The 13,730-nt window shown below is 69.8% G+C and carries 12 protein-coding genes and 2 pseudogenes; 12 read left to right on the top strand and 2 right to left on the bottom strand.

The annotated features are described in order from the left end of the window. The first annotated feature begins 152 nt into the window (after positions 1–152). The 5 genes from JFN87_RS11785 to JFN87_RS11765 all read left to right on the top strand — a co-directional run bounded on the left by JFN87_RS11785 (position 153) and on the right by JFN87_RS11765 (position 7,822). Positions 153–2,369 (top strand): GDSL-type esterase/lipase family protein, encoded by a 2,217-nt coding sequence (locus JFN87_RS11785; RefSeq protein WP_209339942.1) that lies wholly within the window; start codon positions 153–155, stop codon positions 2,367–2,369. An 834-nt stretch (positions 2,370–3,203) separates the two neighbouring features. Further along, positions 3,204–3,374 (top strand): hypothetical protein, encoded by a 171-nt coding sequence (locus JFN87_RS33620; RefSeq protein WP_245179247.1) that lies wholly within the window; start codon positions 3,204–3,206, stop codon positions 3,372–3,374. Between the two features lie 476 nt (positions 3,375–3,850). Next, positions 3,851–4,693, top strand: coding sequence for a vWA domain-containing protein (locus JFN87_RS11775; RefSeq protein WP_209339941.1), 843 nt, complete (start codon positions 3,851–3,853; stop codon positions 4,691–4,693). Between the two features lie 25 nt (positions 4,694–4,718). Continuing rightward, on the top strand, positions 4,719–5,573 hold the full coding sequence (locus tag JFN87_RS11770; protein WP_209339940.1) for a hypothetical protein: 855 nt from the start codon (positions 4,719–4,721) through the stop codon (positions 5,571–5,573). Next, positions 5,573–7,822 carry a hypothetical protein gene (locus JFN87_RS11765; protein WP_209339939.1) on the top strand — a complete coding sequence of 750 codons (2,250 nt, stop codon included), beginning with the start codon at positions 5,573–5,575 and terminating at the stop codon, positions 7,820–7,822. Before JFN87_RS11770 ends, JFN87_RS11765 begins: the two co-directional genes overlap by 1 nt. A gap of 568 nt (positions 7,823–8,390) precedes the next feature. Here the strand turns inward: JFN87_RS11765 and JFN87_RS34630 are convergent. Beyond that, positions 8,391–8,507: pseudogene (locus tag JFN87_RS34630) on the bottom strand (helix-turn-helix domain-containing protein); the annotation flags it as partial. Positions 8,508–8,633: 126 nt separating this feature from the next. Between JFN87_RS34630 and JFN87_RS11760 the strand changes: the two are divergent. The 7 genes from JFN87_RS11760 (at position 8,634) to JFN87_RS11730 (ending at position 13,412) form a co-directional block, all read left to right on the top strand. Further along, positions 8,634–8,948 (top strand): tyrosine-type recombinase/integrase, encoded by a 315-nt coding sequence (locus JFN87_RS11760; protein ID WP_372449219.1) that lies wholly within the window; start codon positions 8,634–8,636, stop codon positions 8,946–8,948. A gap of 106 nt (positions 8,949–9,054) precedes the next feature. After that, on the top strand, positions 9,055–9,903 hold the full coding sequence (locus tag JFN87_RS11755; RefSeq protein WP_209339938.1) for a HipA family kinase: 849 nt from the start codon (positions 9,055–9,057) through the stop codon (positions 9,901–9,903). Beyond that, on the top strand, positions 9,900–10,283 hold the full coding sequence (locus tag JFN87_RS11750) for a DUF3037 domain-containing protein (protein WP_209339937.1): 384 nt from the start codon (positions 9,900–9,902) through the stop codon (positions 10,281–10,283). Before JFN87_RS11755 ends, JFN87_RS11750 begins: the two co-directional genes overlap by 4 nt. A gap of 234 nt (positions 10,284–10,517) precedes the next feature. Further along, positions 10,518–11,279: a 3-oxoacyl-ACP reductase FabG gene (fabG, locus tag JFN87_RS11745; protein WP_209339936.1), complete on the top strand. Its 762-nt coding sequence runs from the start codon at positions 10,518–10,520 to the stop codon at positions 11,277–11,279. Positions 11,280–11,292: 13 nt separating this feature from the next. Further along, complete coding sequence (locus JFN87_RS11740) at positions 11,293–12,054, top strand: SDR family oxidoreductase (protein WP_209339935.1); 762 nt, start codon at positions 11,293–11,295, stop codon at positions 12,052–12,054. Positions 12,055–12,214: 160 nt separating this feature from the next. Further along, complete coding sequence (gene ung, locus JFN87_RS11735) at positions 12,215–12,889, top strand: uracil-DNA glycosylase (protein ID WP_209339973.1); 675 nt, start codon at positions 12,215–12,217, stop codon at positions 12,887–12,889. A gap of 82 nt (positions 12,890–12,971) precedes the next feature. Continuing rightward, positions 12,972–13,412, top strand: coding sequence for a hypothetical protein (locus JFN87_RS11730; protein ID WP_209339934.1), 441 nt, complete (start codon positions 12,972–12,974; stop codon positions 13,410–13,412). A 75-nt stretch (positions 13,413–13,487) separates the two neighbouring features. Here JFN87_RS11730 and JFN87_RS11725 read toward each other — a convergent pair. Then, positions 13,488–13,730: pseudogene (locus tag JFN87_RS11725) on the bottom strand (hypothetical protein); the annotation flags it as partial.

Here is a 13,730-nt window from a genome sequence, read left to right as displayed (position 1 = left end):
TCGGCCTTCTTGGCGGCTCGTCCGCCGTGCGGTACCTTCAGGCCGTCAGGCTCATGACAACGTTGCCATTTCCGCTCCATGGCGGCCGACGGGCCCGCCGCACACCCATGCACCCGGGAGAGACAGGCCTCACGAGTTCGGAGGGAGTGTCCATGCGCAGATATGCGACGCTGGCAGTGCTGTTCCTGCTGGCAGCCTTCTTGCCGTTGTCCGCCGCGGCCAGTGCCGCGGCCGCGGCGCCCATAACGACACCCGCACACGCACCCGTAACCGCAGCACCGACCGCTGCCCACACACCCGTCAACAAGCCCCCGCGGAGCGGGAACTGGGTCGGTACGTGGGCGGCCGCGGCCGACAGTGGATCGAGTGGCACCGGTTCCGCCGGATACACGATCCGCAACCTCGTCCACACGAGCATCGCGGGACAGAGCGTGCGGGTGAAGCTGTCCAACGCCTTCGGCAGCAAGCCCGTCCAGTTCGCGCACACCACGGTGGCGCTCCAGCGACTGCCCGGGAGCGCGGCTATCGCGCCCGGCACCCTGCGGAACGTGACCTTCGGCGGAAGCCGGTCCGTGACGATCCCGGCGGGCGAGGAGCGTTACAGCGACCCCGTTCCCCTGCCGCTCGCCGCGGCCGCCAACCTCTTCGTCACCACCTTCACGCCGGACCCGTCCGACCCGATGACCTTCCATTCCTTCGCGAACACGACGTCCTGGTTCTCGGCCGACGGGACGGACCACGCCGCCGACACCTCGGCGGCCGGCCTGCCGTCGACCACGCAGTCCTGGTTCTACGTCACCGAGGTGGATGTGGCGCCGACCCGCGCCCACGCCGGTGCCGTGGTCACCCTCGGTGACTCCATCACGGACGGGGTCCACTCCACGGCGGACGCCAACGTGAGCTGGCCGGACCGGCTGGCGGTGCGGCTGAACGCGAGCCACGGCCCGGCCGCCGGGTTCGGCGTGCTCAACGCGGGCATCAGCGGCAACCGGGTCCTGCTCGACGGCGCCGGCGTACGCGCGACGGCCCGCGTGGACCGTGACGTCGTCCGAAAGGCAGGGGCGCAGACGATGATCGTGCTGGAGGGGATCAACGACATCCAGCAGACGCCGCACCAGCTCGACCCGGCCGAGATCATCGCGGGTCTGCACCAGATCGCCGACCAGGCGCACGCCGCCGGCCTGCGGGTGCTGGGCGGCACCATCACGCCCTTCGAGGGCTGGGGCACGTACGACGCGAACGAGGAGGCCGCCCGCCAGGGCGTCAACGACTGGATCCGGTCGAGTGGCGTATTCGACGCGGTGGTCGACTTCGACGCCGCCGTGCGCGACCCCGCCGACCCGCACCGCATGCTGCCGAAGTACGACAGCGGCGACCACCTGCACCCCGGCGACGCCGGTTACCGGGCCATGGCCGACTCCATCGACCTGAAGGCGCTCGGCCGGCCGGCGCGGGTGCGCCCGGCGCCGCAGGGCCGGCCGGAACACTCGCTGTCGGTGGCCGCCGCGCCCAGCAGCACCGTCACGATCGCCGGCAGCGCGGCCACCGTGTCCTTCACCGCGCGGGTGACCGCCCAGGGCCCGGGTACGGTCCGCGGAAGCGTCGCCGTCACCCTCGACGGGAAGAGCCGGCACAGCTCGTTCGCCGTACCCAGCCAGGGGCGCTACGCACAGGTCGACCTCGCACAGGACCTTGAGGTGCCCGCGACGACGAAGCCCGGCACGCACCACGTCACCTTCACCGTACGTACGAGTGACGGCCGACGGGCCCACGCCCGGGCGACTCTCGACGTCGAGCACGTGGGGTGCGCGCAGAGCGACGACGCCTGCACGGTGGACCTCACCTCCGCCTACGACCACGACTCGATCGCGACCGCCGCGCACCCCGGCGACGGCGACTTCGACGGACTCGGCTGGAGTTACGCCGCCGAGACGCTCCCCGCGGCGGACACCGAAGTGCTGGCCGGGTCGCCGTTCGCCTTTCCGTCGGGCGCCGACGGGGTGGACAACACGGTCACGGCGAAGGGCCAGACGCTACCGCTGCCCGGCCTTCGCGCGGGCGACGTGCGGTTGCTGGCCGCCGCGAGCGGCGGGGCGGTGAGCACGACCGCCACCGTCACGTACACCGACGGGACGACCGCGTCGCTGCCGCTGAACGTCAGCGACTGGGCCTCCGGCCCCCAGGCGGGCGAGGACGTCGCCGTCGCGGCACCGTACCGCTACAAGGCCGCCGCCGGGCGCGACGGCCCTGCCGTCGACATCTACGCCCGCACGCTCCCGCTCGACCCGAGCCGTACGCTGCGGTCGATCACGCTCCCGGACCAGGCGCGGCTCCAGTTGTTCGCCGTGACGGTCCACCAGGCGGGGTAGCGTTCCCCCCGCTCACGGCGGACCGACCACACGAGGGGTCCTGGCTGCTGCTTCGGCCAGGGCCCGCTCGGCTGTCGGCCACGTGTGCGGCTGCGCCGCCGCGGAGTCATGCGCCGCCGGGTTCGAGCCGTTGGAGCCCTATCCGGGGAAGACCACCGACCTTTGGCGCTGCCACTGTAGGTGCAGCACGGCCATTACCCTCGCCCTGACCAGCATCAGAGGAGGCCGTACCGCGTGCGGAACGTGCTCCCGAAGAAGGACTCGATAGCCGGCGGTCACGATGCACGCCGCCGCTGCACCCAGTAGTTGAGCAAGCCCGGGTTTGGTCGTACGAACCTTCTTTAGGAGATCGCTGCCGGCCGACGGCATCCTCGGTATCGGACCCCTTCGAAGATGCGTTCGTCGGATCCTGAGCGCTTCGGCGTCCAGCGATGTGGCCTACGTCCTGTCGACGGTAGCCGCCTGTCAGCTGACGTGGGCAGGTTGCACAGTCTTCAATGGCGTCATGGCCACGCCGATTCCAACACCCCCGCCCCGCCCACCACCCTGGAGACGATCGCGGATAGCGCCACGCTGGACGAAGTCCTGGAGTATCTACGCGCGCGGCGGCCGGTGTTCCACTCCGAGGCCGATCTCCAGCACAGTTTCGCCCTCGTTGTAGGCGAGGTCGCACCGGAGGTCAGGTGCCGTCTCGAGATCCCGGTGCGCCGAAGCAACGCCTCGGAGTACCTGGACCTACTGTGCCCGGGACCGGCGAGCTGTACAGCAATCGAGTTCAAGTATGTGACCCGACAACGGTCGGGTACAGCAGGAACGCCTCCTGAGGAGTACGCCTTGCGCGGACACAGCGCCCCGGACGTCGCACGTAGGGACTTCCTGCGGGACGTAGCAAGGCTGGAGCGCTTCTGCGACTGCGAGAACCAGAACGGGCTGGCCCTGCTCATCACAAACGAGGCGGCCCTGTGGCGCCCCAGGCAACGCAGCTTGCCCATCAGGGACGAATAGTTCCGCATCCACCACGGGCGCGAACTGAGCGGCACCTTGCTGTGGGCCAGCGGCTCCTTCCCGGACAACACCCGAGTGCTGCCCGGCGCCTACACGCTCGCTTGGCGTCAATACACCCAACTGGAGGGCTCAAGTGGCGAGTTCCGCTGCCTTGCGGTGTTCATCACTCCGAGTGCCGCGCAGCCCCAGTGGCCACACGAGGCGTAACCGGCAGACTGCCTCGTATGTCATTGATCATGGGAATCTGCCCTGGGTGAAGGCACTAGCCTCGATTTCGGAGACATCGAAAACGTCCTCCACGGCGCCGAGCAGCACTTGGATCCAAACGTCGTCAAGCAGACCGTCGGGGGCTCCTGCCGGCGGCTGGTGGAACGGCATGTGAGTGCCGATCACTTCCCCGACACCGAGACTGTGAAGGCAGTGCGAAAGTACTGGTCATTCGATATGGTGATCCCCTTCACAGCAAGAGGGGCGCAGTGTCGTACACCGCAGAGATCAGCCGAACCAATCCGGGGTGCTTCATCTTCCTCGTGGACCAGTCCGCCTCCATGAGCGATCCAATGGGCGCCGGTGATGTCACGCAGCAGAGAGCCGAGGTCGTCTCCGACGCGATCAATCGGCTGCTGACCGAACTGTCCGTCAAGTGTGCCAAAGAGGAAGGCGTACGGGACTACTTCCACGTGGCCGTGATCGGGTACGGACACAATCACGTGGGCTCCGCATTCCAGGGGGCGCTGGCCGGGCGCGACCTCGTTCCGCTGAGCGAGGTCGCCAACAACCCCGCGCGGGTGGAGAGCCGTACCAAGAAGATGCCCGATGGCGCCGGCGGATTGGTCGAGACCTCGGTGCAGTTCCCGGTCTGGATGGACCCGGTGACCAACGGCGGTACGCCCATGACACGCGCCCTCGGCTACGCTGACATCCTCGTGGCGAACTGGGTGGAGGCGCACCCGAGCGGCTTCCCGCCCATCGTGCTCAACCTAACCGACGGCGAGTCCACCGACGGCGACCCCACCAGCGCTGCCATCGCGTTGGCCTCGCACGCCACCGCCGATGGCGCGGTCCTCCTGTTCAACCTCCACGTGTCCGGCACCGGCGGCACACCGGTCACCTTCCCGGACAGCGATGAGGGGCTGCCAGACACGTACGCACGGCTGCTGTTCCAGATGTCCAGCGTGCTGCCCAGCCACATGCGCTCCTACGCGGCCTCACAGGGGCACCGTGTCAGCGAGACCACCCGGGGCTTCGTCTACAACGCGGACATCACCTCGATCGTGGAGTTCCTCGACATCGGCACCCGCGCCACCGAGCTGCGCTGACCACCGAGACGGAGCTGCGCTGACCATGGAGGACGTTTCGGCTCTGCCGGAATGCCAGCTACTGCGGGTACCCAAGGCGGGAAACACGCTCAAGGAGTGCGAGGACGCGGGATTGTCCTGGTTCGGCGACGCGCGGGCCGACGACGAGGGACGTACCGTCCTCCCGCTGTACGCGGCAGTGTCCGACGGCGCCTCGGAAAGCCTACTCGCTGGCGCCTGGGCGGAGCGCGTCGTCGCGGACGCCGTCGAGTCGATGTCCCTCGGCCGTGACTGGTGGGACGACGTGGACACGTTCGTCATCGACCTCATGGAGCGGTCCGCGCCTCGCTGGGAGGCGTACCTCGAGTGGTACCGGGCGGAGCGTGACGCCCGTGGCCGGCCCATCACCTGGTACGAGCAACCCGGTCTGGAGAAGGGTGCGTTCGCGACCGTGTTGGGGGCGGAGGTTCGAGCCACCGTCCCCCGTAGCGGTAGGACCGATTGGTCTTGGCACGCCTTCGCCCTGGGCGACAGCTGCCTGTTCCATGTGCGGGACGGTGTCGTCCGGCGGGCCTTCCCCCTCGAGGACGTCGAGGGCTTCGGCATCACTCCCCAGCTCCTCGGGAGCCGCAACCACGACACGGCTCTGGTGGCCCAGCGGCTGCAGCTCGCCCACGGCACCCTGGCGCCAGGCGACGAAGTGCTGCTGGTCAGCGACGCGCTGGCCGCCTGGCTGCTGTCCCCTCACCGCGGGCACCGCGCCCCAGGCACCGTGCTGGCCACGCTTGCCGAGTTGGGCAATGAGCCCTTCACGGAGTGGGTGGAGGACCAGCGGGCGCGCGGGCTCATGCGCAACGACGACGTGACCCTTATCCGGATACAGGTGAGAACGGAGGCGTGATGGCTGTGTCCTCCGGCGGTCGCTCCACCACCGGAACCGGTGGGGTCCGGAAATACCCTACGGGCGCAAACTACGCTGAGGCCCTGCAACACCCCGAACTCTGCTTCCGCGATCCTGATCTCCAGCACGGAACCGTCCAGCAGAGTCCTGTCCTTGGTCCCAAGGCGATCTCCGGCAACTTTGCCAGCGTCTTCTCCGTCACCGCGCCGGACGGGGAGCGCTACGCGCTCAAGTGCTTCACCCGGGACACCGACGCCATCGGTGCCCGTTACACAGCGATCAGCACTGCTCTGCGCGCGCTCGACACGGGCAGTCTCTCTCAACCGTGGCCTGTGCGCTTCGAATTTTTGGAGCAGGGCGTGCTGGCCCTCGGCGACTGGTTCCCGGTGGTCCGGATGGCGTGGGTGCAGGGCACCGACCTCATGTCTTGGATCGATCATCACCGCCACGACCCGGCTGCCGTCCACGCCCTCGCCGACCGCTTCCTCGCGATGGTGGGCGACTTGGACGACCATGGCATCGCCCACGGAGACCTGCAGCACGGCAACATCCTCGTGGCGGACGACAGCACACTTAGGCTTGTCGACTACGACGGCATGTACGTCCCCGCTCTCAAGGGCGAAGCAGCGACGGAGAACGGCCACCGCAACTACCAGTCGCCGCAACGCGGCACCGCCGACTTCGGGCCCGCCATGGACCGCTTCTCGGCCTGGCTCATCCACCTTTCCCTGCTCGCCGTCGCTACCGACTCAAGCCTGTGGACTCAGCTTCACGACAGCCAGGGCGAGTACCTGATCCTCTCCGAGCCCGACTTCAAGGACCCGGCGACGTCACTGGCCTGGCCCCTGCTCCTCGGCCACTCCGACCAACGGCTCCGCGTGGAGTCCGCCCACGTCCGGGGCTTCCTTGGGCAACCCTGCTCTACGCTGCCCCGCCTGACCGCCGACGCGCTCACGCTCCCCGCCCCACCCCGCAAGCGCAAGGGCAACGCCGCGGCTCCGACGGCGACCGGCGGTACGACGAGTGCCGCCGCCCAGGCAAATGCGCCTTCCGGTGGCATCCCAGCCTGGCTGGTGGGTCGCGTGGCGTCCGCCCCTGCAAGTGCGGTGCCGACTAGCGCGCCGGCCCCCGCCTCCGCGGGCTTCACCGGGCGCCGCCCTCGCGACCTGGCGGCCGCGGCCACCGCCGTACTGGGCACCGCCGCCCCAACCGTGCTCGCGGTCACTGTCGGACAGCCGGAGGGCTACCTGCCTGCCGCGCAGGGGGCCGCCCTACTCGCCTCGGCTGCCATGATCGGCGTAGGCCGACGGTTCAGGCCGGAGTATCGAACCGCCCGCCAACGGGTCCGGGGACTACGTCGTCGGGCCCGCGAACTCAAGGATCCGGCCGGCGCCCACAGGCGGCTGGAGCAGGAGATCCAGAAGCTGGATGCCGCCACTGCCAAGGACGGCGCAGCCACTGACAAGCGCATGCAGACCCTGCAGACCGACCTGCGCGACGGACTGGCTCGCATCACTATGGATCTGAACCGCCGCACCGACCAGTCCCGCCAGCGCAAGGCGGAGCTTCCCGCCAGAGAGCAGAACAAGATCGCCGCCGCGCTGGAACCGGCGGTACGCCAGCACGTCGAAGCGAAGCTGCGCGCCACTTCGATTCAGGAAGCGCGGTCACTGTCGAACATGGGCGCCAAGACGGTCGGGGCTCTGGTGCAGGCTGGAATCCGCACCGCGGCCGACTTCACGGGGGTGTCCTACTCCCAAAGCCAGGGTTCCGGGAGCCGTGTCGCCTACTTCGTCCGCGCAGGCGGCCACCACGTCCGTGTGGCCGGCGTGGGCGAAGCACGGGCGAACGCCCTCGACGCATGGCGCCGGTCCCTGGAGCAACGGGCAAGGGCATCCGCACCCGCGAAGCTGCCTGGGTCAGCCCTGACGAGGATCCGCGCAGAGATCGCCACGCTGCGGACGCAGTACGACCGGGAGATAAAGCAGGCTGAGAGCAAGGCCCAGCAGGACAGGGACGTCCTCCAAAAGCAGATCACCGACGCACGGCAGCGGCTCACGGCCGACCGCCAGCAGCGTGCTATGGAGACCCAGCGCAAGCGTGCTGACCTGTTGCAACGTCAGAAGCAGCTGAGCGGCGCCGAGGCGGAGCGAGCGAGGGTGACGGGCGAACTCAGCACCGCACGGACGGAGACCCGGCGCAACCTCGGTGTCCGGAAATACGTCACATTCCTGTTGACGGGCCACTGAACCAGGCCCAAGAGGAGTATGCAGCGTGGGCAGAGTTGGGTGCGCGCGGGCAAGGTAGATAGCGGTACCAGGTACACAGGAGCCCCAGAAACTACGGGTGAGATCTGCACGAACATGCAGGAAGCGGTCCTGGTGCCTCGTTCGCCTCACTACGCAAGTCACAGTCGTAGGTGGTTCTTCCAAGTGCCCGTGTGGTGGCTGCTCCAGCGCTCAGTAACTCCGGCCGCGCCGGATTCACCCCGCCCTCTACACCGCCCGCGCCAGAGCTCAAGCCGCTCGTCTTCGGCGGCGCCATCTTCGTCGGCGGTGCGTTCACCACTACAACCGAGGTCGAGAACTTGCCCGGCTTCCCCGAGCACACTTGACGGGGCTGAAGCGCCCCATCACCCGGTCAAGGTGCGCCATACGGTCCGCTGACGTGCGCGCTTTCCCTCCCTTCGCGAGCCGATGCCCGCACGGCCGCGTTTATCCAGCGGCCCTGTCGGCGGCAGCCTGTGCTCGTGCCTATGTTCCGGGTCCCGACCAATGACAGGTTCCATGGTGCCGTCGTGGGCAGGACAGAACCCGTCGAGGGACGCGAGACCCGCAGCATGGCAGCGATCTCCCGGTTCTTCCCGCCAACCTCAAAGCACGTCACGGCCTGGCGCCGGACCCGCTCCCGCGCGTCTCTCCCGATGTCGGTCAAGCCGCCGCCCTACGCATATCTCACCGAAGGAGGACTACCGAGGTCACCTTCACGCTGTCTGGCGAACAGCCCGACATCACCCGATCAAGTTCAGTACTCACCACGCGCTTCGGCAACCCCGTCTCGGTGAACACATGGAACACCTATGCCTGGAAGCCCGCCTTGGCGAAGGCCGGAGTCATCCCGCCGCGTGCTGAGGGGGCGAAAGCCTGGCAGTGGGCGGCGGCCCCGAAGGACGGTTTCCATGTGCTTCGGCACACCTACGCCTCGATCATGCTGGAAGCCGGTGAGTCCGTCGTGACCCTGGCTCGGTGGCTCGGACACTCGTCTCCGGCGATCACCCTCGGTTACTATGCTCACTTCATGCCGGAAGCTGGCAGCAAGGGGCGCAGCACCCTCGACAATATGCTTGGGGAGCGGGGAGACCAGAGCGCCAGCTGAAACTCCCCAGATTCTCCCCAGCGTCGTTGACGGGCGATTCGCGCCCCGGCACCCCGGGAGAGCATTCCGTGGATTGTAAGGCTGAAGAGATGGGTGGCCTGGGAAAGTGCTGAGAGAGGTCGTCGCGACCCGCTATGTCACGCCCCTGCGTGAAGGCGGGTCGCTGCCCGGGATCGTCGAGGCCGACGACCTCGGCACGTACGTCATGAAGTTCACCGGGGCCGGCCAGGGGCGCAAGACGCTCGTGGCCGAGGTCGTCTGCGGCGAGCTCGGCCGCCGGCTCGGGCTGCGGGTGCCCGAGCTGGTCACCATGCAGCTCGACCCCGTCATCGGCCTGTCGGAGCCCGACGAGGAGGTCCAGGAGCTGCTGAAGGCGAGCGGCGGGCTGAACCTCGGCATGGACTACCTGCCGGGGTCCATAGGGTTCGACCCGCTCGCCTACGAGGTCGGGCCTGAAGAGGCCGGCCGTGTCGTCTGGTTCGACGCACTGATCAACAACGTCGACCGCTCCTGGCGCAATCCGAACATGCTCGTCTGGCACGGAGACCTCTACCTCATCGACCACGGCGCGACCATGATCTGGCACCACAACTGGCCCACCGCGCAGGCCTCCGCGGCCAAGCCCTACAACGCATCCGACCACGCGCTCGCGCCGTTCTCGCCGGACGTCGCGGCCGCGGCCGCCGCGCTCGCGCCGCTGGTGACGGAGGACCTGCTCGCGGAGGTCACCGCGGCCGTGCCGGACGAGTGGCTGGTCGACGAGCCCGGCTTCGCGACGACCGGTGAGCTGCGGCGTGCCTACGCGGCGCCGCTGCTGGCCCGGGCGGCGACCATCCACGAGCGCATCGTCATGGACGCGCCCACCAGGAAGGGTCTCTCGCGTGCGCCCGGATGGCTCACCGGCCGTTCGGACGACGGCGCCCGGGGCCCGCGCGGACGGGAGGGCGGCCGATGAGCGTGCGGGACGTCTACGAGTACGCGCTGCTGCGCGTGGTTCCGCGCGTCGAGCGCGGCGAGTGCTGCAACGCCGGGGTGATCGTGTACTGCCGGGCGCAGTCCTTCATCGCCGCGAGGACCCACCTGGACGAGGCGCGCGTGACGGCGCTCGATCCGTCGGTCGACCTGGCGGGTGTGCGGGCCGCGCTCGCGGCCGTCGAGTCCGTGTGCGACGGAGGCGCCTCGGCGGGCCAGGCGGGGCGGGACGACGCGGGGCGCAGGTTCCGATGGCTGATCGCGCCGCGCTCCACCGTCGTGCAGCCGGGGCCCGTCCACACGGGGCTGACGGCCGATCCGAAGGCGGAGGCGGAGCGGCTGCTCGATCTGCTGGTGCGCTGATCATCTCGATTGCCGCTTTGTCGACGCGTCGACGCATCGATGAGTTGATCAACCGACCGCTGTGACGTCGGCACGCGGGCGCCGCGAGGACCGTTCGGCGGTACCCGCGGCCCGTGAGGCGACCGCCACTGGCCCGGCCCGTTGACACCGCGTGCCAGGGCTTCTAGCGTCGTCCTGCCAAGAGACTAAGCGGTCGCTCAGTCGATGAGGTTTCCTAGGGCGAGGAGAACAGGGATGTCCACCACCGAGCAGCGAGTCGCCGTCGTTACCGGGGCGGCGCGGGGGATCGGCGCCGCGACCGCCGTGCGGCTCGCGGCCGAGGGCCGCGCCGTCGCCGTACTCGACCTGGACGAGGCGGCCTGTGCGAAGACCGTGGGCGCGATCACGGAGGCGGGCGGCAAGGCGCTCGCCGTCGGCTGCGACGTCTCGCAGAGCGCGCAGGTGGAGGCGGCCGTCGGGCGGGTCGTCGCGGAGCTCGGCGCCCCGACGATCCTCGTCAACAACGCGGGTGTCCTGCGGGACAACCTGCTGTTCAAGATGTCCGAGTCCGACTGGGACACCGTGATGAACGTGCACCTCAAGGGCTCGTTCCTGATGTCGCGCGCGTGCCAGAAGCACATGGTCGACGCCCGCTGGGGCCGCATCGTCAGCCTCTCGTCGTCCTCCGCGCTCGGCAACAGGGGCCAGCTCAACTACGCCTCGGTCAAGGCGGGGCTGCAGGGCTTCACCAAGACGCTCGCCAAGGAGCTCGGCAAGTTCGGCATCACCGCGAACGCCGTGGCGCCCGGCTTCATCGCCACGGACATGACCGCCGCGACGGCCGCCCGGGTCGGCATGAGCTTCGAGGACTTCGAGGCGGCCGCCGTCAGCCAGATCCCCGTGCAGCGCGCCGGCAGGCCCGAGGACGTCGCCAACGCCATCGCCTTCTTCACCGGCGACGACGCGGGGTTCGTCTCCGGGCAGGTCATGTACGTGGCCGGCGGCCCGCTCAACTGAACCGAGGACAGCCATGACACAGCAGCAGGCACCCGACAGCGGCAAGGTCGCCCTGGTGACCGGCGCGAGCCGGGGCATCGGCTACGCCATCGCCGAGGCACTCGTCGCGCGCGGCGACCGCGTGTGCGTCACCGGGCGCAACGAGGACGCGCTGGGGGAAGCCGTCGAGCGGCTCGGCGCCGACCGGGCCATGGGCATCGCCGGCAAGGCGCACGACCCGGCGCACCAGGCCGCCGTCGTCGAGGGCGTGATGGGCGCGTACGGGCGGATCGACCACCTCGTCAACAACGCCGGGACGAACCCGGTCTTCGCGCCGCTGGCCGACCTCGACCTGGCGGTCGCCGCCAAGACGTACGAGACGAACGTGCTGTCCGCGCTCGGTCTCGCGCAGAAGACGTGGCACGCGTGGCAGAAGGACCACGGCGGCACGATCCTGAACATCGCCTCCATCGCGGGGCTCGGCGCGTCGCCGTTCATGGGCACCTACGGCATGAGCAAGGCCGCCATGATCAACCTGACGATGCAGCTGGCGCACGAGTTCGCGCCCGTCGTCCGGGTCAACGCGATCGCGCCGGCCGTCGTGAAGACGAAGTTCGCGCGGACGCTCTACGAGGGCCGCGAGGAGGAGGCCGCCGCCGGGTACCCGATGGGGCGTCTCGGTGCGCCGGACGACGTGGGCGGCGCGGCCGCCTTCCTCAGCTCGGACGCGGCCGGCTGGATCACCGGGCAGACGCTCGTCGTCGACGGCGGGCTGTTCCTGAACGCGGGGGTGTGAGCGGCAGGCACCGCGCCCGTGTGCCGTGTGCCGTGCCGTGTGCGGCTGGCCGTCCCGTGAGGGCGGGCCGGCCGCCGCCGTTGTCAGTGGTGCCCGGTAGGTTCGTGAACGGCCGACGAGTTGGCGAACCCCGGAGGATGTTGACGTGACCGAAACCGACATGCTGCCCGAGTCCTGGCGCGGAGCGCTGGGCGGGCAGCTGAGCGAGCCGTATTTCGCCGAGCTGATGGAGTTCGTGGCGAAGGAGCGTGCCAACGGTCCCGTCCACCCGCCGGAGGACGAGGTGTTCGCCGCCCTGGCGGCCACGCCGTACGAGGACGTGAAGGTGGTCGTCATCGGCCAGGACCCGTACCACGGCGCGGGCCAGGGCCACGGCCTGTGCTTCTCGGTACGGCCGGGCGTGCGGACGCCACCGTCGCTCAGGAACATCTACAAGGAGATGAAGGAGGACCTGGGGCACCCGGTGCCGGACAACGGCCACCTCATGCCCTGGGCGCGGCAGGGCGTCCTGCTGCTCAACGCGGTGCTCACGGTGCGCGAGGGCGAGCCCAACTCGCACAAGGGCAGGGGCTGGGAGAAGTTCACGGACGCGGTCATCAGGGCCGTCTCGGGGAGGCCGGACCCCGCCGTGTTCGTGCTGTGGGGCGCGTACGCGCAGAAGAAGCTGCCGCTCATCGACGAGTCGCGGCACGCCGTCGTGAAGGGTGCCCACCCGTCACCGCTCTCCGCGAAGAAGTTCCTCGGCTCCCGGCCCTTCACCCGGATCGACGCGGCGGTGGCCGCCCAGGGCCACACGCCGATCGACTGGCGCATCCCCGACCTGGGCCGAGCCTGAAGGCGATCACGGCCGACCGCGACTAGCGTCTTCATTGAGCGTTTTGTCGGATTTTCATTACGCAGCGGTGGAGGGGCCACGCATGGAGCAGCGGCAGTCGTCCGGGGAGTCGCTCATGACCAGGATCGGCCAGGCGGTGATCCTGCTCCACGGCGGTGACCGCGAGGAGGCGCGCAACCGCATGGGCGACCTGTGGGCGGAGCTGGGGGAGGCGGGGGACGCGTTCCAGCGCTGCACGCTCGCGCACTACATCGCCGACGCCCAGGACGACCCCGGCGACGAGCTGGCCTGGGACCTCAGGGCCCTGACGGCAGCCGACGGGGAGGCGCCGGAGGTCGTGGCCCTGCGCCCGGCCCTCCACGCGGACCTTGCGGCCGACTACGTGAAGCTGCACCGTCCCGACGCGGCACGGCTCCACCTGGAGCGGGCCAGGGCCTCGGCGCACGTGCTGGCGGACGACGGGTACGGCGACGGGGTGCGCGCCGCCATCGCGCGGGTGGCGCGGCAGCTCTCCCCGGCCTGAGGGGGCCGGACGGGTCCGAGCGGGACCGGACGGGTCCGAGGGGATCCGGCCAGGTCCGAGCGGGGCCGGACGGGCTCAGTGCCCGTACGCCTGGTGGCAGATCCGGGCCTGTGGGCTGCCCGCGGGCCAGTGGCCGTACGCCTCGCCCAGCGCGCAGACGCCGGAGGCGCCGTCCGGGAGCGCCGGCGCCACCGGGGGCTCGGCCTGCCGGCGGTCCCGGCCGCCGGCATGGAGACGTCCTGAGCCGGAGGTGTGCGGCGTCCCGTCGCTGCGGTGCACGGGGGCGGGGCCCGGGCCGGCCGAGATCGGAAGGGCACC

Origin of the sequence: Streptomyces montanisoli, assembly GCF_017813245.1 — a bacterium.
Taxonomy (GTDB): domain Bacteria; phylum Actinomycetota; class Actinomycetes; order Streptomycetales; family Streptomycetaceae; genus Streptomyces; species Streptomyces montanisoli.
This window is presented reverse-complemented; position numbering and strand designations above follow the sequence as displayed.